Source organism: Vibrio sp. 10N.222.55.C7 (genome assembly GCF_041473335.1).
Lineage (GTDB): Bacteria > Pseudomonadota > Gammaproteobacteria > Enterobacterales > Vibrionaceae > Vibrio > Vibrio crassostreae_C.
Genome location: NZ_JBFRSC010000008.1, coordinates 108,477 through 129,712, shown reverse-complemented (window position 1 = coordinate 129,712; position 21,236 = coordinate 108,477). Strand labels below are relative to the sequence as shown.

Sequence of the window (21,236 nt, the reverse complement as noted above, 5' to 3'; positions counted from 1 at the left end):
ATATCTATCCCGACCTTCAACGAGCTCAGTGAGTTTGCTTGAAGTATAGGCGACTTGGTGATGTTTATTTAGCTGATGATCGACCTAATGAAGGTGGGAGCCGCTAATCTTGTGAAGCGTAAAAAGCTGCTATGTCTCTCAAGTCTTGATCATTAAGCTTACTCAGTTGTGCTCGCATAATCGCCCTGCCTATCTCCGTTTTGATACGCTTTCATTGTATTAAAGAGATAGGTTGGATCTTGACCAGAAAGCTTAGGATAGGAGTTATTAGTCGATTGACTGGTACGGTTATGACAAAAAACGCAGCTTGGTGATTTAACTTTACCTAGTTCAGCGTCGCCAAAATCAGAGGCATGAAGGTTAGAGGAAAGAGCTAGCAATATTAGAGCGAAGGTTGGGTAATGCACGTTTTTACTCCGGTAAAAACATGATCATAAAGCTTCCCCTAAGGGGAAGCTCAAGTCTTATTTGTTCTGGGTGAACATTTAGTATGGCTTAAAGCGCATTTTCCAACTTAGTTAGGAAAGTAGCGATGTGTTCTGAACTGATATCTCTATGAGTAACAAATCGAACAGGATTCCCTGGTGACATCGTAATGCCTTGTTCGCCCAGTTCGCGTGCGATTCGGTTGATATCCACAGACTCATCTAACTTAGCAAATACAATGTTAGTTTGAATGAAATCAGGGTTAACAGAAAAACCTTCTAGCTTGTTTAAACCAATCGCTAGATTTTTTGCATTGTCGTGGTCAGCTTTAAGTTGAGCCACGTTCTCCGTGAGCGCCATTTTTCCTGCTGCGGCAAGAATACCTGCCTGACGCATACCGCCACCCACCATTTTACGTAGGCGGCGTGCTTTAGCGATGTACTCTTTACTACCAAGAAGTAGAGAGCCAATCGGCGCGCCTAAGCCTTTTGATAAACAGATCGTCATTGAATCGAAGTGTTGTGCGATCTCTTTAATGTGAACATCCAGTGCTACTGCTGCATTGTATACGCGCGCGCCGTCGAGGTGCATTTGCAGGCCGTGTTGGTTTACGAACTCACGTGCTTCCGCTAGATAAGACATTGGCAGCACTTTACCATTGATCGTGTTTTCTAAACTAAGAAGCTTGGTACGAGCAAAGTGGCTGTCGTCGGGCTTAATCGCAGCGGCAAGCTTTTTAAAGTCTAAAGTACCGTCTGGGTTATTCTCGATTGGTTGAGGTTGGATAGAACCAAGGACCGCAGCGCCGCCAGCTTCGTATTTGTAGTTGTGCGCCTGCTGGCCACACAGATATTCATCACCACGCTCACAATGCGCCATTAAGCCAAGAAGGTTGGCTTGTGTACCTGAAGAGGTAAACATTGCCGCTTCAAAGCCTGTCTCATTTGCTGCCCACTGTTCTAGTTCGTTGACGGTTGGGTCATCGCCATAAACATCATCGCCCACTTCTGCGTTTGCCATTGCGTCACGCATAGCTTGCGAAGGTTTAGTTACGGTATCAGAACGAAAGTCCATGTTTCTCTCCTAGAGTACTTTAGGTAGCCATATAATTGGCTATAGATGGCCACATAGTTGGGCTTTACTTAAACAAGCGATAGTTTTGGTATCAGTGATTTGATCGTGTCGTATTTTATCGTGCAGTTCTTCTAAACTCAGTTCGATCACTTCTATTACTTCATCGTCATCGCATTCAAAGCGGGTAGTGAGGCTTAAGTCTTTTGCGACAAACAGATGTTGTATCTCATCACAGAAGCCAGCCAAAGGGGTGACTTGCCCCAAGCTTTGAAAAGAAGTTGCACTGTAACCTGTTTCTTCTTCCAGTTCGCGTTGGGCACATTGAAGAGGTGTCTCATCTATTTCCATCGTGCCTGCGGGTAGTTCCAAAAGCCATTTCTTTAGAGAAGGGCGGAACTGGTTAATGAGGATGATTTTTCCAGACGAAGTGATAGGAAGAATAACTGCCGCGCCAGGGTGATTGATTGTTGTATGTTTTACCACGACGTTCGTAGGGAGCGTCACGTTCTCTTCTATGAGAGAAATACTTTTCCATTTATGGATAACTTTACTCATGCAGTCTGGCCACATTCCTTGCCAATTTTTCGTATAACGGAAGACGTGCACCACCATAACGTCTATGGTGTCGAAAATAAAAGAAAAATTAGGCTTAGCAATAGATTTAGTTTCACGCCGTTCGTGATGTTACTCTCATAATTGGAATCTATGATTGCGCCAAAATTACCGACGTAACCATCTGATATAAATGCAACTCAATAATAAAATACACTTGTAACAAAGTGCTAACAAATGTATAAAAACATATCTACACTCTCAATTGTTCAAAGATTTTCGGAGTAACGCATGAACCCTTCTATTTCTTCACATGCTGACAAGGCGCTACTCTCTGAAAGAATCAATAAATTAGCGCATGCTCTCTCTGATGGAGTCTATGAAAGAGAAGACACGATTAAGCTATGTTTACTGGCTGCATTGGCTGGTGAAAGCGTGTTTCTATTAGGCCCTCCGGGCATTGCAAAAAGCCTTATCGCAAAACGTCTTATTCAGGCTTTTGACAACAGTAGTTATTTTGAATATTTGATGACACGTTTCTCTACGCCAGAGGAAGTGTTCGGCCCGCTAAGTATCCAAGAATTAAAAGACAACGGTCGTTATGTAAGGCTGACCGAAGGTTACCTACCAACAGCACAAGTTGTATTCCTTGATGAGATCTGGAAAGCCGGCCCTGCAATCCTAAACACGCTACTTACTGTCGTTAACGAAAAGACTTTCAAAAACGGCAGTGATATTGAACGTGTACCGATGCGTCTACTAGTATCGGCATCCAACGAACTTCCAGATGAAGACAGCGGCTTGGAAGCACTTTATGACCGTATGTTGGTACGCGTGTTCGTGAACCGTATTCAAAACAAACAAAACTTCAAATCGATGCTGACGACGGGTACTTCTCAAGAAGCGGTAATTCCAAAAGGTTTGGCGATTACGGACATTGAATACCATCAATGGCAGAAAGAGCTCGATAAGCTGGAACTGACAGACAATTCGTTTGATAAGTTGTTTGAACTAAAAACCATGCTTGAAGAGACGGTTAAGAAGCAAGGCTCTGCTTCAGAGTCAGAATTGTATGTATCAGACAGACGCTGGAAGAAGGCCGTTAAACTATTGAAAGCGAGTGCGTTCTTCAGTGGTCGCGATAGCGTGAACCCGCTGGATATTATGCTTCTGCAAGATTGTTTGTGGCATAGCCCAGAATCACGTGATGTGGTTCGTAGCGTGGTGAAAGACTTTGCATTGAACCGAGCGTTTGATCAACAAGAGTCGAAAGCTCAAATTGAAATGTCTCGTGAAGAGTTAGAAGAGATTCAAGACGATGTTGAATCAACGTTGTCGGTGTCACTTTCTATGGAGTCAACCAGTGGCTTGTTGCGTAAAGATGTTTACCAGAATGACATCAAGAACGCGAAAATGTACAGCGTGGGCAGTGCTTACAATCTAGTGAAACTGGTTATGCTGCAAAGCAACATGTCGGTTTCTGAATCTGAGAAAGGCGATAGCCGTTGGGTATACGTAGCCAAAGACGATTTTGATCGTGTTCTTAAAGAAGGTCACGGTGATATTTACGGTTACGTAAACGAAAATAAAAACCTATGCCGTTTAAAACTCGACTTGGATGCATCAAACCAATTAGTGATTAAAGACATCGCCAATCGCTCTGTATTGGTGAGTGTGGTTACTACTGACGGTTTAGACCAAGAACTGTACAACAAGTGGTTGAGTGGCGCTGAGAAAGCCTTAGAACAGTTAACTGAAGCTGAATTCAAGTTAAAACGCGTTCGTACTGAATTCCATGATGCATTACCTCATAACTATATTGACCCTGATTTACCAAAAGCGATGGAAGCAAGTTTGCAATCGGTAACGCAAGATCTTGAAACCACGAAAGTGAAGAGTGCCAAGATCGCTCAGCGTATTAAGTTTATGAGCCAGTACTTCGAGTAAGAGGAGAGCATATGTTAGGAGCAGACGGCTTAAACCTCGCTTTGATGGTAGCTGATTCCGGAATCATTGATACCGCGATGAATGATCTCATCGCTCGTTCTCAAGTCATGATGGCTGCAGAGAACAAAGGTGTGAAAACATCAGTGAAAAACCACTTAGTTAAATGGCGCGGTAAAGTTAAAAAACGCGTTACTAAGGTGTGTGAAACTGATCGATTCCAAGAGGAAATCGCCCTTTACCAAGAAGTGATTTACTGGGATGAACCTCAGTTCTTTGATGAGATTGACAGCGTTATCAAAAAGCTGGAGTGGCACTCAGCGTTTTATCTACAAGCTCGACGCCTTATGGAGAACAACAAGGGTGTTTATAACGCGATGTTTCCACACTACTTTTGCGACCAATGGTACCAATCACTTTCTGATGCGATTAAACAAGCTCAAGTAACTGAACTTGAAACAAGCAAAGAAAAAGTCTTAGCCGATCTTTATCAGCGCATGGAAACCATGAAAAACATGGATAAAGTGACTGAGTCGGGTGATGAAGGCAGTGTAGGGCGCTTGTGGGACATGGCTTCTGCCAAATTAAGCAAAACAGACCTTACCATCATGAAACGTCATGCTGAGTTCTTGAATAAGCACAAGGGCTTGCAAGAGATCGCTGAAAAGCTAGGCCGTATGGCTGGTGAGGAAGATGATCCTTCGCTACACAAAGCCCCTGTAGAAGAATTGCAGGTGGTTGAAGAGAAAAGCGATGAAGCGGTCGATGATATTGTCGGGATTCATGAAAGTGATGACCTTAACAAGATGCTGCCAAACGAAACCATGTTCTTAGCTTATCCTGAACTTGAGGTTATCTTTTACAAGCACTTGGCCGACAAGCGTTTACTGAGCTATCGCTCGCAAGGTAAATCACGCACGTTACGCAAAGTGAAGGCGCAAAAACCAGATAGCAAGAACATCGATATTGAAAAGGGCCCGTTTATCGTCTGTGTGGACGCTTCGGGTTCTATGAGTGGTTTCCCTGAGCAGTCTGCTAAAGCAATGGCTTATGCCTTAATGCAAATTGCTCTTGCAGAAGAGAGAGACTGTTATGTGATTCTTTTTTCTTCTGAGCAGATTACCTATGAGTTAACCAGGCAAGATGGCCTACGTGAAGCGAGCGACTTCTTAAGTTACTCATTCCACGGCGGTACGGATTTGGAACCTGTTCTCATGAAGTCGATTGACCTAATGACTGGTGATAAATACAAGAATGCCGATTTAATCGTACTTTCTGACTTTATTGCGCCGAAACAATCAGACGAAATGATTGCTCAGGTTGAAAAGTTGAAAGAACACAAAAACCGTTTCCATGCGGTTAGTCTTTCTAAGTATGGCAACCCTCAACTTATGACTATGTTTGACCACTGCTGGGCGTATCATCCGAGTCTTGTCGGTCGTTTCATGAAGAAGTGGTAGCGCTAGAACATCTTGTTTAACTCGATTTTGCTGTGTGTTTTTTGATTAAAGAGATCGAACATGCAGCAATTTGATTTAAATGTCAGCAAACGGAATTTAAATTCACTTTTTTGTTTGACTATCTCCCCTCAATCCGTAAAGTAGGCACCCGAACACAGCGGTGCGGCTTACTTAAGTCCCTAAAGTGTTGAATTAAAAAAGGCGCCTTGGCAGAGTGGCTATGCAGCGGATTGCAAATCCGTGGACCTCGGTTCGACTCCGGGAGGCGCCTCCATTCTTTTTCTTAGCTTGATAAGTTAAGAGATATTAAGAATGAAAATGCGATACTAGCTCAGTTGGTAGAGCGCAACCTTGCCAAGGTTGAGGTCATCGGTTCGAACCCGATGTATCGCTCCAAATTTTGTAGTGTTGATTCATTTTGACATTAAGATGGTGTTTTACTTTTCAGTAATCGGCATCGCAATAAAAAATTGCGTGCCCTGGTGGTGGAATTGGTAGACACAAGGGATTTAAAATCCCTCGACGTTCGCGTTGTGCCGGTTCAAGTCCGGCCCGGGGCACCATCTATTTGATTATTACCTCGCTTGGCATTGATCAAAAGAGTTGTTCTCTTAAAACACTATTGAAGGCGCCTTGGCAGAGTGGCTATGCAGCGGATTGCAAATCCGTGGACCTCGGTTCGACTCCGGGAGGCGCCTCCATAATTCAGAAAAAACCAGTCCTAGTGACTGGTTTTTTCGTTTCTGGCCCCGCTAAAAGCTTCCTACGTACCCATTTCAATGCTTATCAAAGAAATCTTTGTTACGGATATACTTGCTCATCAAGTGGTAAGAGAAAGGTCTTATCAGCCAACTAAAGATAGAGCGACCAAGGCGGATTAATGTAGGAGTGTTCTCATAGATTCGTCCGTTATAAAGCCAAAGCACTTTACCTACATGCCAATAGAGCAAAGGAACCGGTGGCATGAAGGTCACGATGTCGATGTCACAGCAAATTCGGTAGGTCTTCTTACTCATGCGATAGTGCTTTCGAAAGCTCCAATCACCAATGGCGGGTTGGCCAAAAGTCACTATTCGTTTAATACAGCCTGGGTACTTTTGATCAAAGTAATCAGCGAAGACACAACCGATAGCGCCTCCGGAAGAGTGGCCAGTAATAGACACTCTTTTTCCTTGTTCGATGAGAGGTGTGAGCGTGGCTTCCAAGCGCTCAATAACGGTTAAGCCAAGCTTATCTTCATTACGACTTGGCTGGCTCTCTTGAAACATTAGATGGTAGAAACCCGCATGCACACGATAATTGAGCCCAATTCTCTTACAGCTTCTTGTCCATAGAGCAAAGGTTAGTAGCCAATCTGAGATACTGTGCGATCCTTTGATTACCACAACCACTTCATCTTTGTCGCTACTCCACAACACTCTAATCATGGTTTTACCAAACTGGTTCTTGATGATGCGTTGTCCATTAGGGTCAAAACCATAGCGAGTCTGCTTAAAAACTCTAGGGTAGGCGAGGTTACAAAGAACGGCATAGCGCTCATATTGATATCGTTTTAGTGGTTTCACATGTTTACTTCTTAATAAGAGTTACTTCAAACTCTAATCGTTGAATGTGAAAAGCACATGAAAACGCCATTTGCTTGGTTTAAAACAATAAAATCACCGCATTCAATTGGTATTTGAATCAATGGTTGTCAGTGATTTGTCCGTTTAAATTAGAAATCCAAGTATAAGAACCGTACAAGCTGCACTAAATTTATTCTTTTGAGTTCGATAATTAATCACTTGAATTAAAAGATAAAATTTATTGTTGACGAATTTTTTCCTTCCGTTAAAGTACACCTCGTTCTCACGGCTTAGGTCGCTGAGAGATGGTGTTTTTACTTTTCAGTAATCGGCCTCGCAAGATTGCGTTGCCCTGGTGGTGGAATTGGTAGACACAAGGGATTTAAAATCCCTCGGCGTTCGCGCTGTGCCGGTTCAAGTCCGGCCCGGGGCACCATCTATCTAGCTTCTACATTTTGAGTAGAGTGATGAACAAAGAGTTGTTCTCTTAAATCACTATTAAAGGCGCCTTGGCAGAGTGGCTATGCAGCGGATTGCAAATCCGTGGACCTCGGTTCGACTCCGGGAGGCGCCTCCATTCTTTCTCTTAGTTTGATAAGTTAAGAGATAATAAGAATGAAAATGCGATACTAGCTCAGTTGGTAGAGCGCAACCTTGCCAAGGTTGAGGTCATCGGTTCGAACCCGATGTATCGCTCCAAATTTTGTAGTGTTGATTCATTTCGACATTAAGATGGTGTTTTACTTTTCAGTAATCGGCATCGCAATAAAGAATTGCGTGCCCTGGTGGTGGAATTGGTAGACACAAGGGATTTAAAATCCCTCGACGTTCGCGTTGTGCCGGTTCAAGTCCGGCCCGGGGCACCATCTATTTGATTATTACCTCGCTTGGTATTAATCAAAAGAGTTGTTCTCTTAAAACACTATTGAAGGCGCCTTGGCAGAGTGGCTATGCAGCGGATTGCAAATCCGTGGACCTCGGTTCGACTCCGGGAGGCGCCTCCACTATTCAAAGTTGAAAGGCCAGCAGAAATGCTGGCCTTTTTGCTATCTGAAATTCTAAACCCTCATGCTATGTTCAAACTTCCACGTATGCTCTCTAATCAGTAGCACCACTAGGAACAAGCTATATCAGATCACTTTTGTGCCGGTCTTTTCCTTATGTAAACCTATCATTTGCTAAACAACCAACAGCATCTGTTAACCAATTGCGCCGTTTGTGAGTGGAATGAGTGGGGAATGGAAAAGGGCGACTGTCTTTTGCGTCATTAAATTCTTCATATTTATACATAGTTGCTCATGATCCTGTAACGCTTTCATGAGTTATTACACTTATTATGACCACAAATGAAAATGATTGTCATTTACTTGTGTTACTGCTAACCTATTGTGAAACTTTACAACATCTTATCTACTGCACGAAAGTGTATATAAAACCCCGCTAAACCTTATTAAACCTACGGTTATTAGTTTGCTTCGTATGATAAATCAGCAGATCTACCTCTTTTGTCCTACCCCTTTAGGGTAGTTCGATTTCGTAATTGATTTACATCATATTTTCATTTTCTTTCATAATTCATTATTCGCTCAGTTAAGAAATATATAACCTTCAGGAATTCTTATGAGCAAGATGAAGCTAGTCGTAATCGGTAACGGGATGGTCGGCCATCGCTATATCGAAGATTTAGTCGAGAAGACAGACGTTGCTAACATGGACATCACAGTCTTCTGTGAAGAGCCTCGCGTAGCCTATGATCGTGTACACCTTTCTTCTTACTTTTCACACCATACTGCGGACGAACTTTCTTTAGTTAAAGAAGGCTTCTACGAGAAACACGGCATCAACATGCTGATCGGTGAGCGTGCTATTAACGTTAACCGTGAAAAGAAAACAGTTTACTCAAGTACTGGTCGTGAAATTCAATACGACAAGCTAATCCTTGCTACAGGTTCATACCCATTCGTTCCGCCAATCAAAGGTAACGAAGGTAAAGACTGTTTCGTTTACCGCACAATCGAAGACTTGAAAGCTATCGAAGCAACCGCTAAGAATTCTAAATCTGGTGTGGTTGTTGGTGGTGGTTTGCTTGGTCTTGAAGCTGCAGGCGCACTAAAAGCTCTTGGTGTAACCACGCACGTTGTTGAGTTTGCTCCAAAGCTAATGGCTGAGCAGCTTGACCAAGCGGGTGGTAACCAACTTCGTCAAAAAATCGAACGTATGGGCGTTAACGTACATACAAGTAAGAACACGCTTGAGATTGCTCCTGAAGGCACTGAAGCTCGTAACGTAATGCGCTTTGCAGACGGTACAGAGCTAGAAACTGATTTCATCGTATTCTCTGCTGGTATTCGCCCACAAGACAAACTTGCTCGTCAAATGGGGCTGGGTATTGCACCACGTGGCGGTATCGAGATTAATGATCACTGTCAAACGACAGACAAAGACATCTACGCAATCGGTGAGTGTGCGTCTTGGAACCAAACGTTCTACGGCCTAGTGGCTCCTGGTTACAAAATGGCAACGGTAGCGGTTGACCACGTTGTTGGTAACGAAAGCACATTTGAAGGTGCTGACATGTCTGCGAAGCTTAAGCTTTTGGGCGTGAAAGTAGGCTCTATCGGCGATGCGAACGGTCGTACTCCTGGCTGTAAGAGCTACGTTTACCAAAACGAAGAACAAGAAGTTTACAAGCGTCTAATCGTTTCTGAAGACAACAAGAAGCTGCTTGGTGCAGTAATGGTTGGTGACACGTCTGACTACGGTGATCTTCTACAGCTTATGCTGAACGAAATCGACCTACCAGAACACCCAGATGCATTGATTCTTCCTGCTCATGCTGGTGCTGAAAAGCCAACACTTGGCGCGGATTCTCTTCCTGAGTCTGCTGTTATCTGTTCTTGTTTCGATGTGACTAAAGGCAAGATCGCTCAAGCGGTTGCTGAAGGTCACCACACAATCGGTGATATCAAAGCAGTAACAGGCGCAGGTACTGGTTGTGGTGGTTGTATTCCACTAGTGACTTCAGTACTAAACGCTGAACTTGCTAAAGCTGGTGTTGAAGTGAAGAACGACGTGTGTGAGCACTTTGCATACTCTCGCCAAGAGCTTTTCCACCTAATTCGCATCGAAGAAATCAAAACGTTCGATGAGCTATTAGAGAAATACGGTAAAGGCTACGGCTGTGAAGTATGTAAGCCTCTAGCAGGTTCTATCCTTGCTTCTTGCTGGGGTGAACACATCCTTAAGCCTGAATTAGTGAAGCTGCACGATACCAACGACAACTTCCTAGGTAACATGCAAAAAGACGGTACTTACTCTGTAATCCCTCGTATGGCGGGTGGTGAAGTAACACCTCAAGCACTAAGCGTTCTTGCTGATGTTGCTGCTGAATACAACTTGTACACCAAGATCACAGGTGCACAACGTATCGGCCTATTTGGTGCTCAGAAAGATGACTTACCAGCAATCTGGAAGAAGTTAATCGCTGCAGGTTACGAAACGGGTCAAGCTTACGCAAAAGCACTTCGTATGGCGAAAACATGTGTAGGTTCTACTTGGTGTCGTTACGGCGTTCAAGATTCAGTTGGCCTAGGCGTGATGATCGAGAACCGTTACAAAGGCATCCGTACTCCTCATAAGATGAAGTTTGGTGTGTCTGGCTGTACTCGTGAGTGTGCTGAAGCTCAAGGTAAAGATTTAGGTATTATTGCGACTGACGCAGGTTGGAACATGTATGTATGTGGTAACGGTGGTATGAAACCTCGTCACGCAGACTTACTGGCAAGCGACCTAGACCAAGAAACGCTAATCAAGTACATCGACCGTTTCATGATGTTCTACATCCGCACGGCTGCGCCACTACAACGTACTTCGGTATGGATGGACAACCTAGAAGGTGGTGTTGATTACCTACGTGAAGTGATTGTAGACAACAAGCTTGGTATCAATGACCAACTTGAAACTGACATTGCTGGCCTAGTTGATAACTTCGCTTGTGAATGGACAGATACAATCAACGACGAAGCTCAACTTAAGCGCTTTGCACACTTCATCAATGCTGATGACCGCGATGATAACGTTGTGTTTGTTGAAGATGGTCGTGAACAACACCGTCCTGCGACATTCACTGAGAAACACCCTGAAGCCATTACTTCAAAGCATCAGGGCGACATCATTCACGTAGAATCTGTTTAATTGGGAGACGACATCATGGCATTTACCAAAGTTTGTAAGATCGAAGACATTATCCCAGGTACAGGTGTTTGTGCGTTGGTTGGTGGTGAGCAAGTAGCTGTATTCCGCCCAACGAAAGCTGAAGAAGTATTCGCGATTAGCAACACAGACCCTTACTTCCAGTCAAACGTGTTATCACGTGGCTTGATTGTTGAGCACAAAGAAGAGCTTTGGGTAGCAAGCCCACTTAAGAAGCAACGCTTTAACCTAGCAACAGGTGTGTGCATGGAAGACGAGAACTTCAACGTGAAAGCGTACAAAGCTCGTGTTGCCAAAGGCGCTGTAGAAATCTCTGCTTAATCTTCGGATGAGTAAGATTTGATAGTTCAAGGGTTCTAGTTCTCGATATTGCCTTAACTCGGCAACTAGAGCCTTTTCCTATCCAATTTTAACTTTTAATTTAAACTTTTTAAGGACAACCTTATGTCTCCTGATTACAAACCAGCTGAATTTGTTCAAACGATGATTGATGTGGGTGAAGCGAAAACGAAAACAAGTACTCGCGATCTTCTGATTCGAAGCACTATGGCTGGTATCATCCTTTCTCTAGCGGTTGTTGTTGCTATTACAGCAATGGTTCAAACCGGTATTGGCCTTGTTGGCGCACTTGTGTTCCCAGTTGGCTTCGTCATTCTAAGTGTAATGGGTTATGACCTAGTAACTGGCGTATTCGGCCTTGCACCTTTAGCGAAATTCGACAACCGCCCAGGTATTACTTGGGGTCGTATCCTACGTTGTTGGGGTATTGTTGGTCTTGGTAACCTTATCGGTTCTTTGATTGTTGCTTTCCTTGTTGCAGTATCACTAACGGGTAACTTCTCTCTAGAACCAAACGCTGTTGCTCAAAAGTTCATTGCTGTTTCTACAGGTCGTAGCCTAGGTTTTGAAAACATGGGTATGGACGGATGGATCACGTGTTTCGTACGCGGTATCTTCTGTAACCTTATGGTATGTCTAGGTGTGATTGGCAACATGACTGCACGTACAGTATCTGGCCGTGTAGCAATGATGTGGTTCCCAATCTTCATCTTCTTCGCACTAGTCTTTGAGCACACAGTGGTAAACATGTTCCTATTCCCACTAGGTATGATTCTTGGCGCTGATTTTGGTATCGCGACATGGTTGAACTTCAACCTTATCCCAACAATCCTAGGTAACATCGTTGGTGGTCTATTAATGACGTGTGTTCCTCTATACCTAACTCATGCTAAAACAGCTCCTTCTCTAGGTGCTAAGTAATCCTCAGTAGGGTGAAACGTAATTTAGTATGAGATTAAGAGCCCCAACAACATGTTTGGGGCTTTTTTAGTTCGAAAGCCCTTATATCATTGCGCAAATTACTCGCAATAGACTGTTTTGTTATAATTACTTCTATCTTCGTTAGTATTTAGACTGAATATTTAATTCAACACCTGATAGTCTAAGGGTTAAGGATTTGGATAAGTCATCATGAATACAGTGACTTATCACATAGATTGAAGCTTGAGATAAAACAAGCAAACCTTCGGAGCACAGCATGTCAGAAGTATTGTCATCGAATGTTAAAGAAGTAACCAAAGGATTGGTTTCATTAGTAGGCGCGGGTCCGGGCGACCCAGACTTACTTACGTTAAAAGCGGCACGAGTGATTCAACAAGCAGACGTTTTGGTTTATGACCGCTTGGTATCAAAGGATATCTTGGCGATGGCTAACCCAGAAGCGGAAATGCTGTATGTGGGTAAAAAGCTCGATCATCACTGCGTACCGCAAGATCAGATCAACCAACTATTAGTGACCAAAGCTCAAGAGAACAAACACGTAGTGCGTCTAAAAGGTGGTGACTCGTTTATCTTTGGTCGTGGTGGTGAAGAGTGTGAAACGTTAGCTGAGAATGACGTGAGATTTGAAGTGATTCCGGGCATCACAGCTGCTGCCGGAGCAACGGCTTATGCGGGCATTCCGTTGACGCACCGTGATCATGCACAAAGCGTGCAGTTTATTACAGGTCACTTGAAGAAAGATGGCGAAGATATTGACTGGCAATCTCTTGCTCAGCACAACCATACCATCGTGTTTTACATGGGCTTGAAAGAGAGTCCGAACATTCAGAAGAATCTACTCGATAATGGTATGCGAGCTGACATGCCAGTTGCGATCATCGAAAACGGTACACGCCAAGAACAAAAGGTGTTTAGAGGTGGGTTACGTGATTTAGCTGACCTTGCGAGCGTCGCAAAGAGCCCAGCGCTGATTGTTGTAGGCAGCGTGGCTCAGCTCCATGAAAAACTTGCTTGGTTTAACAAACAAGCTTGATCGTTTGACCTTCTAATTGGATCTCTAAGCCACTACTGAGTCCATCAAGAATCAAATACTGCAGCGGCTGCCTTGTCGCTGCATTTCTTGTTGGCGCATCGGCATTTCGTCAATGATATTGGTGATCTGTTTCCAATCTGTTTTGCCACTCCATCGGTGCTTCTCTTTCCCGTCTTTACCAATCAAAACAGCGGTATGTGATCCTTTCGGGATCTCGTAAATACTGGTGACTGCTTCTAAGTTAAACTCTTCTTCTAACCAAGTTGGGACTGTGTAACCACTCTCAGCAATAACCATAATGACGACATCTCGTTCGTCCAATTGACAGTTATTGAGCAACACTTCATTCAGAAACTCTTTAACGATTGAATCTTCCTTTGGAGCGAAATAAATCACACTGCGGTGTGGCAAAGGCTTTGAGTGAGAATAAACGGGGTAGGCGAGTACTGAATTGATGGTTAAGCTCATGATTATTACCGTGCTGATGGTCAGTAGTTTAAGCAAACTAAACCAGCTACCAGAGTTTGATGGTTGATTTAAAGTTTGCATCGCTTTGGTTGTGTCGATGCTTACGATCGAATTGTGTGTTTGTCGGTGCAGCATTGCCAACCTCCCTTTAAAAACTCTAAGCCTGAGTACGATTTGAACGCTACGTAAAGAAGAAGGTGAAGATCAGAACCACCTAAGAAACGCTCAAAACAAATCCACTTACAATAAGCATAGTTAGGATTACGTAAAGACACTTAGCTTTACGCTAAAGATATTAGATTTACGTTAACGATAGCTGGCAGGTTCATTTTTATTGAGTAAAGCGACTCGCATTTTACAATTGAATAGAATAGGGTATACGGAAAATCTAAAGGTATGAATTTATGGAAAACATAGCAATTTTGGTCGACGTTCAGAACGTTTACTACACGACGCGCGACAAATACCGTTCTAACTTCGACTATAACCAGTTTTGGTATGTTGCCACGGAAGGGCGTAACGTTATTGCAGCTAATGCTTACGCAATCTCAAGCCAAGATCCAAAGCAGCGTCAATTTCATCATATCCTTCGTGGTGTGGGCTTTAATGTGAAGTTAAAGCCGTTTATTCAGCGTCGAGATGGCAGTGCAAAAGGCGATTGGGATGTGGGTATTGCGTTAGACGCGATAGAACTTGCTGAGACGGTTGATACGATTGTTTTGGTATCAGGAGACGGTGATTTCGAAATCCTTGTAGAGCGAATCAAAGAGCGCTTTGGCAAGCCTGTTGAAGTGTATGGTGTTCCCGGGTTAACTGCTCAAAATCTTATCGATTCTGCATCAAAATTTGTACCGATTGAAAAAGATTTTCTTCTATAGAGGAAATCGGGCACTTTATAATTGAAATCAATAATAACGATAATTAGAATGCAAACAGTTCTTATTTATCGGTATGTGTAATGTCTCGCGTTTTAGTTGTTGATGATGATATTCAGTTGTGTGAATTACTGGGTGAAGTGTTAGAAAATGAGGGGTATCACGTTGATACTGTTCATTGCGGTGAATCCGCGCTTGAGTTTATTCAATCTCACCCTGTCGATTTGGTTCTACTCGATGTAATGCTTCCGAACCTAAGCGGCATTCAAGTAGCAAGACGTATTTGTCAGCGTTTTGCTACTCCCATTCTTATGCTAACCGCGCTTAACGACGATGCCTCAATGCTCGATGGCTACCAAGCAGGCGCCGACCAGTACATCGCTAAACCTTTCAATGTTCCTGAACTCTTAACCCGTATTAAGGTGATCTTGCGCCGAGTGGGTTTTGAACGCCAAAGACAATCTTTAGCTTCCTCTAATCACGGCTTGTGTGAACAACTCTCTCGTTTGCCATTAACTGGCACTGAAAAAGACTTGCTTGATTATTTGGTCAAAAATGACGGTATTGTCGTCTCAAAGTCTGATCTGCAAATCCATGTACTCAAGAAAGAATTGTGTCCCTTCGATCGTAATTTAGATATGCATATCAGCAATATACGTAGAAAGCTCGTTCAGGCAGGTTTGTCTAAACAACATATAAAAACCGTTCGTGGTAAAGGTTACAGTTACCTAGAGTCGGTCGGAGCATGAGTAAAAAACTGCTGCGTTGCCCTGATTTTATTGCTAAGCGTAAAGACGGACTCACTTTCCAACTGTTCAGTTACCTGACCGTCATTTTGGTGAGTATTTTGATCCTGCAAGGTGTCGCTGAAAGAGCCTTGATGAAAGCGCTGCTTAAAGTCCCAGAATCGGTAAAAGCGGAAATGCTCGACCTTGCTTACCAAGCGAATGTGTTGATCGAAGAAGGGGACATGGATGAACTCGCGGACTGGGGTAATGCTCAGCAGTATTATCTGTTCGTCATTGATAAAGACAATCGTCCGATCACACATCGTCACATGCACCCACATTTTGAATTTAAGCTCAAATACTTAAGAACGTTAGATCACCAACTTAGTGATCGAGTGAGTAAGCCGATCTTCGGCCTACCACTGGATAACGGTAAAACACTGGTTATCCAACTACCGCACCAGTTTCATCCCGCAAAATCTTTTGCGCCATATTCCTATATGCTTAAAGCATTGATTGCATTGGTCGTATTGTCTCTGTTCTCGATTATCATGGCCAAAAGCCTTCAGCAACCGTTGGATAGATTGAGAGAAGCGAGCCGCAGACTGGCTCAAGGTGACTTCACGGTCAGTGTGGTGTCGGAGTTGAACTCCACCACGCGTGAATTCAACGAGCTTGCACACGATTTTGATTATATGACCTTTGAGATTAAATCTCTGGCTGAAAAGCAACGTTGTTTGATTCGTGATGTCTCACACGAGTTAAGAACACCATTAGCAAGGCAAAACCTCGCACTACACCTGCTGCGCAGCAAGGTTGATGATAAAAGCATTGGTTTGCTAGAACGAATGGAAAATGAAACAGAAGAGATGAATAAGCTGGTGGGTGAGATACTTGAATTTAGCCGCTTAGAAACCTCTCGCTATGACTCCAAGTTAAGTTTAATGCACCTTGAGCACTATTGTTCAATGTTGATCGCGCAGATGCAAAACGATTTAAAACCGAATCAAACTTTGATTGGTTCCCTAGAGACGCCGATATCAATGGTGAACGTTGATGAGAGGCTACTGCTTCGAGTCATTGGTAACTTGGTCGGGAATGCCATTAAATACGCGGGTGAGAACGCTCATGTGGTCGTGACGACATACGAACAGGTAATGGATAGACGTTACAGTGTAATATCTGTAGAAGATGACGGTGATGGTATTCCTGATAACAAGATTGCAGGTATATTCGACCCGTTTACTCGTATTGAATCAGCAAGAGACAAACGGTCTGGTGGCTACGGTCTGGGCCTTGCGATTGTTAAAGAAGCGATGGGTGTGATGAATGGACATGTAACTGCTGAGAATAGAGAAGGTGGGGGGCTGAGAGTGAACTTGATGTTCCCAATCGGTGATTAGCTTTCCCTATTGATAATTACCTTAAATTGATAACTGTCCCAACTCAGTAGTACTGACTTAAGCGATACCCAATAAAAACGCCACTGCATCTGCAGTGGCGTTTTTTTTTATGCGCTTTGGTATGGGCTAGGCGTAGCCATTAATTACGCCTGAGCTTGAAGACAAGAGCATAAGATAAGCGAGACTATGCCTGTTGGCGAGCTAGCTTAACTTCTTCTTCTTTCTCACCTGCTGCTGGGTCGTTGAAGCGAGACTCGTCTAGAGCGCCTTCAGACTTAGCAACGATGATAGATACGGCACTATCACCTGTGATGTTTACAGCGGTACGAATCATATCAAGAAGGCGGTCAACACCCATGATTAGAGCAATACCTTCAAGCGGCAGGCCAACTTGGTTCAATACCATCGCTAGCATAACAAGACCAACACCAGGGACACCTGCAGTACCAACAGACGCCAGTGTCGCCGTTAGGATAACCATTAGGTAATCACCCATTGAAAGGTCGATGTTGTACGCTTGCGCGATAAATGCCGTCGCAACACCTTGCATGATTGCAGTGCCGTCCATGTTCACAGTTGCACCTAGTGGTACTGTGAAAGAAGCGACTTTGTTGTCTACGCCCATACGGTTCTTAGCCGTTTCCATAGTTACTGGAATTGTTGCGTTCGAAGATGCTGTTGAGAATGCAAACATGATTGCATCTTCCATCTTACGTAGGAACGTAATCGGACTAAGACCTGTGAATCCTTTAAGCATCGCACTGTAAGTCACCAAGCCATGCAACAGCAGGGTACCAGCAAGCACTAAGAAGTATTCTGCTAGGTTCCAAATCGCACCTAAGCCAAGGCCAGAGAACAGTTTCGCCATCAAGAAGAATACGCCGTAAGGAGCAAGGTTCATTAGTAGCGCAACTAGCTTCATGATCACTTCGTTTAGATCAGAGAAAACTGCAGCGATACGTTCACCGGGTTTGCCCGCTGCACTGATTGCGATACCAAACAACACTGCAAATACGATAACTTGTAACGTTTTGCCCTCAGCCATCGCCTGAATAGGGTTGGTTGGGAACATGTCGATGATTACTTGGCCCAGAGAAGGGGCATCCGCTGATTTGAAAGAGCTCGCAGCAGTAAGATCCGCACCAGCTCCAGGTTGGAACAGGTTACCGATAGTTAATGCTAGAGTGATGGCAACGGCAGTAGTACCGATATAAAGTGCAAGCGTTTTGCCACCCATACGGCCAAGAGTTGATAAGTCTTTAAGAGAACTTGTACCGCACACTAGTGAAACGAAGACTAGAGGCACAACAAGCATTTTTAAACTGGCGACAAAGATTTGTCCGCCCACTTCAAAGAGTCCGTTAACGATGTAGTTGTTAACAAATCCGTTGTCTGCAAAAAGGGATTGAATGGCGAATCCCGTTAATATACCTACGACCATACCGAGGATTACTCGACCAGTCAGAGACATAGGTTTCTTGGTATTCATTTAGAACACTCCTTATTATTTATAACTTTGATACCTTTTCAAAGTGAGCAGGAGATTAGCAGTCGGATAATCAATTCGAAAAACAAAAAATGAGTTTGGAATTATAGATGTGATCAAAATCACTGATAATTGTGTAAATTAAACAAATAAAAACAAAATAATTCACTGTTAATTTACATCTATCGAGGGTTTTATACATAAATTTGTCGTTTCAAAGGTAGTAAATAAGAAGAGATGATTTTCTTATCAATCTTCACGTCTTCAATTGACTGAACAAATACCGTTGTTTCAAAAAATTCGGTGAAGATAACCAGTCGATTTACGTCCATGAGCCTTAACTATTTGTATTGAATGGTTTTGTTGAACTCCTCAAATATGACTCACCGACAGGCCTTTACAAAACTTTACGAATGCAAAGAATGTAAATTTAATGCAAATGGTAATAGTTATCACTTATATTCACTCCCGAAATAATTCAGTGGTACCGGCAACGGTTCAGCGAACACATCGAATAAATAACAAAGTGTTCGTCTAAAAGAATAAAAGCGGAGTAAAGGACATGTTTTCAAAGAGCCCATTGGCTTTAGTGATCGGCGCAGTATTAGCTTCACCAGCAGTATTGGCAGAAACAGTAAAAACAGACGAGCATATGGTTGTTGAAGGTCGTGACTACGGTTATAAAGCCGACACGAACACAACAGCAATGCGCATGGAGGCGACTCAATTAGAGACTCCGGGACAAGTTTTAGTAATCGATGAGCAAATCATCGATGAACAGCGTGCAACAACGCTTGGTGACGTGCTTAAGAATGACGCGAGTGTAAGTGCTGGCGGTACAAGCCGTAACCGTGAACGTTTCTCTCTACGTGGTTTCTCGGTAGAAAGCTCTTCGGGCTTCCTTAAAAATGGCCAGCAACATTGGTCTCACTACCGTCAACCAATCGAACTGCTAGAGCGTGTTGAAGTACTAAAAGGACCTTCTGGTCTTCTTTACGGTATTTCTGCACCAGGTGGCTTGATCAACATGGTAAGCAAAAAGCCAACTTACGATACGCAAGTAAGTGTTAGCCAAGATATTGGTTCTAATGACCATTCTCGTACAACGGTAGACGTAAGTGGCGCTTTGAACGACGCTGAAACTCTACGTGGTCGCGCGATTCTATCTAAAGAAAGCTACGGCTCTTGGAGAACTTATGGTGACGGAACTGAACCACAAACAGAACGTTTTGTTGGTGGTGTATTCGTTGATTACGATGTAACTGAAGACGTGACAGTTTCTGTTCATTACGACAAAACTAACGACGAAGGTAGCGTAGATTCTGGCGCTTTATACACGCTAGACGGCAACCGAGTAGGTAGCGACAAGCACATCTGGGATGCACAGTGGTCACAGATCGAGAATGATGTTGAGAACGTTGGTTTTGATATTGCTGCTAACCTGACTGATACATGGTCATTAAAAACAGGTTTCAACTACCAAGATTTCGAACGTATTGATATGGAAAGCTACCCAAGCTTTTCAAATATGAATCCTGATGGTACGGGCACCGTGACTCAAGGCGGTAACTACCGTCATGATAAATGGCGTTTCAGAACGGCTTACGTTGATCTAACAACAACCGCTGATCTTGCGGGCACAGAGCACCAACTATTATTCGGTGCTAACTGGTTAGGCTACAGCTATTACCGTGGTATGGATCGCTTCAGCAGCGCTGAATACGCACCAGATGCAACAGTACCAGCGCCGTCAGTGGGTCCAACATCGCTAGGTAAGATGAGTACTTACGATACTTGGGGCTTCTACATCCAAGATTTGATTACTATTAATGATGAATGGCAAGTTCTTGCGGGTGCTCGTTTCGACCGTAAAGTAAGTGATGGCGTAGCAGAAGAAAATGTAGCGCCTAAGCTTGGCCTGATTTACCACCCAGCATCAAACGGTAGTATCTACGCTTCTTACTCTGAAAGTTTCGAACCACAAGGTGTTGTGTCTAGCGGTAGCCGTAACTACACCAACGATGGCGAACTTCTTGATGCCGCGACGGGTGTTTCTTACGAAGTCGGTACTAAGTGGGAGCTGATGGACGAACGTCTATTCGTTTCTGGTGCGGTATTTGATATTACCCAAGAAAACATCTCAATGGATGTAGAAGACACTTCATCAGGCGATTGGACGAAGACACAAGGTGGCGAACAAGTTCACCGTGGCGCTGAGTTAGCAGCGCAAGGCTTTATCTCAGAAAAATTCTCTATGTCTGGTTCTGCAATGTACTTAGATGCTGAAATCACGAACCATGAAACGTATGAAGGTAACCGTCCAGTTGACGTACCTGAGTTTGCAGCAAGCGTTTGGTCTACCTATGCAGCAACAAACGAAGTTGATGTGAACCTGGGTCTTATCTACGAAGGTTCTCGTTACGGCGATAGCGCGAACACATTCAAGAAAGACGGCTACGCACGTGTAGATATGGGTGCTGCATACACGCTTAAGTACGACGATTCTCTTGATTTCGTAGCGCGTCTAACAGTCGAGAACGTATTTGATAAAGAATACCTAGCGGGTGGCGGTTCAACATCTTCAAACCACCAATTTGCTGAAGACGTAGTAATCGGCGAAGGCCGTAACTACATGGCGACTTTACAGGTAAAATACTAATTTGTTAGTAGGGTACTATTGTTAGCCTAAATACTAAGGGGAAAGTTTCGGCTTTCTCCTTTCGTGATTC

At 43.6% G+C, this 21,236-nt stretch carries 15 protein-coding genes, 9 tRNA genes and 1 pseudogene; 19 read left to right on the top strand and 6 right to left on the bottom strand.

Translation table 11 applies throughout. The features are described from left to right. Positions 1-103: 103 nt before the first annotated feature. The 3 genes and pseudogenes from AB4482_RS03235 to AB4482_RS03225 all read right to left on the bottom strand — a co-directional run bounded on the left by AB4482_RS03235 (position 104) and on the right by AB4482_RS03225 (position 2,055). Positions 104-407: pseudogene (locus AB4482_RS03235) on the bottom strand (c-type cytochrome). A gap of 88 nt (positions 408-495) precedes the next feature. Further along, complete coding sequence (ltaE, locus tag AB4482_RS03230; protein WP_372180539.1) at positions 496-1,500, bottom strand: low-specificity L-threonine aldolase; 1,005 nt, start codon at positions 1,498-1,500, stop codon at positions 496-498. Positions 1,501-1,539: 39 nt separating this feature from the next. After that, on the bottom strand, positions 1,540-2,055 hold the full coding sequence (locus AB4482_RS03225) for an NUDIX hydrolase (RefSeq protein WP_017062564.1): 516 nt from the start codon (positions 2,053-2,055) through the stop codon (positions 1,540-1,542). A gap of 288 nt (positions 2,056-2,343) precedes the next feature. Between AB4482_RS03225 and AB4482_RS03220 the strand changes: the two genes are divergently transcribed. From AB4482_RS03220 to AB4482_RS03195, 6 genes are all read left to right on the top strand, one after another. After that, the gene (locus AB4482_RS03220; RefSeq protein ID WP_017067123.1) at positions 2,344-3,999 is read left to right on the top strand and encodes an ATPase RavA domain-containing protein; all 1,656 of its coding nucleotides are present in this window, start codon (positions 2,344-2,346) and stop codon (positions 3,997-3,999) included. Between the two features lie 11 nt (positions 4,000-4,010). Continuing rightward, positions 4,011-5,456 carry an ATPase RavA stimulator ViaA gene (gene viaA, locus AB4482_RS03215; RefSeq protein WP_017064542.1) on the top strand — a complete coding sequence of 482 codons (1,446 nt, stop codon included), beginning with the start codon at positions 4,011-4,013 and terminating at the stop codon, positions 5,454-5,456. Positions 5,457-5,656: 200 nt separating this feature from the next. Next, positions 5,657-5,730: transfer RNA gene (locus AB4482_RS03210), tRNA-Cys, on the top strand. A 46-nt stretch (positions 5,731-5,776) separates the two neighbouring features. Continuing rightward, positions 5,777-5,852: transfer RNA gene (locus tag AB4482_RS03205), tRNA-Gly, on the top strand. An 80-nt stretch (positions 5,853-5,932) separates the two neighbouring features. Then, positions 5,933-6,019: transfer RNA gene (locus tag AB4482_RS03200), tRNA-Leu, on the top strand. Between the two features lie 64 nt (positions 6,020-6,083). After that, positions 6,084-6,157: transfer RNA gene (locus AB4482_RS03195), tRNA-Cys, on the top strand. A gap of 75 nt (positions 6,158-6,232) precedes the next feature. On the opposite strand, the gene AB4482_RS03190 is transcribed toward AB4482_RS03195, so the two are convergent. Further along, positions 6,233-7,021 (bottom strand): lipase family protein, encoded by a 789-nt coding sequence (locus AB4482_RS03190; RefSeq protein ID WP_017064543.1) that lies wholly within the window; start codon positions 7,019-7,021, stop codon positions 6,233-6,235. Between the two features lie 349 nt (positions 7,022-7,370). On the opposite strand from AB4482_RS03190, the gene AB4482_RS03185 reads away from it, so the two are divergent. The 9 genes from AB4482_RS03185 to cobA all read left to right on the top strand — a co-directional run bounded on the left by AB4482_RS03185 (position 7,371) and on the right by cobA (position 13,547). Further along, a tRNA-Leu gene (locus AB4482_RS03185) sits at positions 7,371-7,457 on the top strand. Positions 7,458-7,524: 67 nt separating this feature from the next. After that, positions 7,525-7,598, top strand: a tRNA-Cys gene (locus AB4482_RS03180). Positions 7,599-7,644: 46 nt separating this feature from the next. Continuing rightward, a tRNA-Gly gene (locus tag AB4482_RS03175) sits at positions 7,645-7,720 on the top strand. An 80-nt stretch (positions 7,721-7,800) separates the two neighbouring features. Continuing rightward, positions 7,801-7,887, top strand: a tRNA-Leu gene (locus tag AB4482_RS03170). A 64-nt stretch (positions 7,888-7,951) separates the two neighbouring features. Next, a tRNA-Cys gene (locus AB4482_RS03165) sits at positions 7,952-8,025 on the top strand. Positions 8,026-8,641: 616 nt separating this feature from the next. Further along, complete coding sequence (gene nirB / locus AB4482_RS03160) at positions 8,642-11,215, top strand: nitrite reductase large subunit NirB (protein ID WP_017062560.1); 2,574 nt, start codon at positions 8,642-8,644, stop codon at positions 11,213-11,215. Between the two features lie 15 nt (positions 11,216-11,230). Continuing rightward, on the top strand, positions 11,231-11,554 hold the full coding sequence (gene nirD, locus AB4482_RS03155; protein ID WP_017069123.1) for a nitrite reductase small subunit NirD: 324 nt from the start codon (positions 11,231-11,233) through the stop codon (positions 11,552-11,554). A gap of 123 nt (positions 11,555-11,677) precedes the next feature. After that, the gene (locus tag AB4482_RS03150; protein ID WP_017062558.1) at positions 11,678-12,493 is read left to right on the top strand and encodes a formate/nitrite transporter family protein; all 816 of its coding nucleotides are present in this window, start codon (positions 11,678-11,680) and stop codon (positions 12,491-12,493) included. 277 nt (positions 12,494-12,770) lie between these two features. Continuing rightward, positions 12,771-13,547, top strand: a complete 777-nt coding sequence (gene cobA / locus AB4482_RS03145; RefSeq protein WP_372180537.1) for a uroporphyrinogen-III C-methyltransferase — start codon at positions 12,771-12,773, stop codon at positions 13,545-13,547. A gap of 51 nt (positions 13,548-13,598) precedes the next feature. On the opposite strand, the gene AB4482_RS03140 is transcribed toward cobA, so the two are convergent. After that, on the bottom strand, positions 13,599-14,096 hold the full coding sequence (locus tag AB4482_RS03140) for a DUF4174 domain-containing protein (protein WP_372104675.1): 498 nt from the start codon (positions 14,094-14,096) through the stop codon (positions 13,599-13,601). A 323-nt stretch (positions 14,097-14,419) separates the two neighbouring features. Between AB4482_RS03140 and AB4482_RS03135 the strand changes: the two genes are divergently transcribed. The 3 genes from AB4482_RS03135 (at position 14,420) to AB4482_RS03125 (ending at position 17,021) form a co-directional block, all read left to right on the top strand. Further along, positions 14,420-14,893, top strand: coding sequence for an NYN domain-containing protein (locus tag AB4482_RS03135; RefSeq protein ID WP_010429860.1), 474 nt, complete (start codon positions 14,420-14,422; stop codon positions 14,891-14,893). A gap of 80 nt (positions 14,894-14,973) precedes the next feature. Continuing rightward, positions 14,974-15,639 carry a response regulator transcription factor gene (locus AB4482_RS03130; protein WP_017062555.1) on the top strand — a complete coding sequence of 222 codons (666 nt, stop codon included), beginning with the start codon at positions 14,974-14,976 and terminating at the stop codon, positions 15,637-15,639. Next, a complete protein-coding gene (locus AB4482_RS03125; RefSeq protein ID WP_017064547.1) occupies positions 15,636-17,021 on the top strand; it encodes a sensor histidine kinase in 1,386 nt (461 codons plus the stop codon). Before AB4482_RS03130 ends, AB4482_RS03125 begins: the two co-directional genes overlap by 4 nt. Positions 17,022-17,205: 184 nt before the next feature. Here the strand turns inward: AB4482_RS03125 and AB4482_RS03120 are convergent, their stop codons facing one another. Further along, positions 17,206-18,510 carry a dicarboxylate/amino acid:cation symporter gene (locus AB4482_RS03120; protein WP_017062553.1) on the bottom strand — a complete coding sequence of 435 codons (1,305 nt, stop codon included), beginning with the start codon at positions 18,508-18,510 and terminating at the stop codon, positions 17,206-17,208. 559 nt (positions 18,511-19,069) lie between these two features. Between AB4482_RS03120 and AB4482_RS03115 the strand changes: the two genes are divergently transcribed. Next, positions 19,070-21,166: a TonB-dependent siderophore receptor gene (locus tag AB4482_RS03115; protein ID WP_372135587.1), complete on the top strand. Its 2,097-nt coding sequence runs from the start codon at positions 19,070-19,072 to the stop codon at positions 21,164-21,166. Positions 21,167-21,236 lie beyond the last annotated feature (70 nt).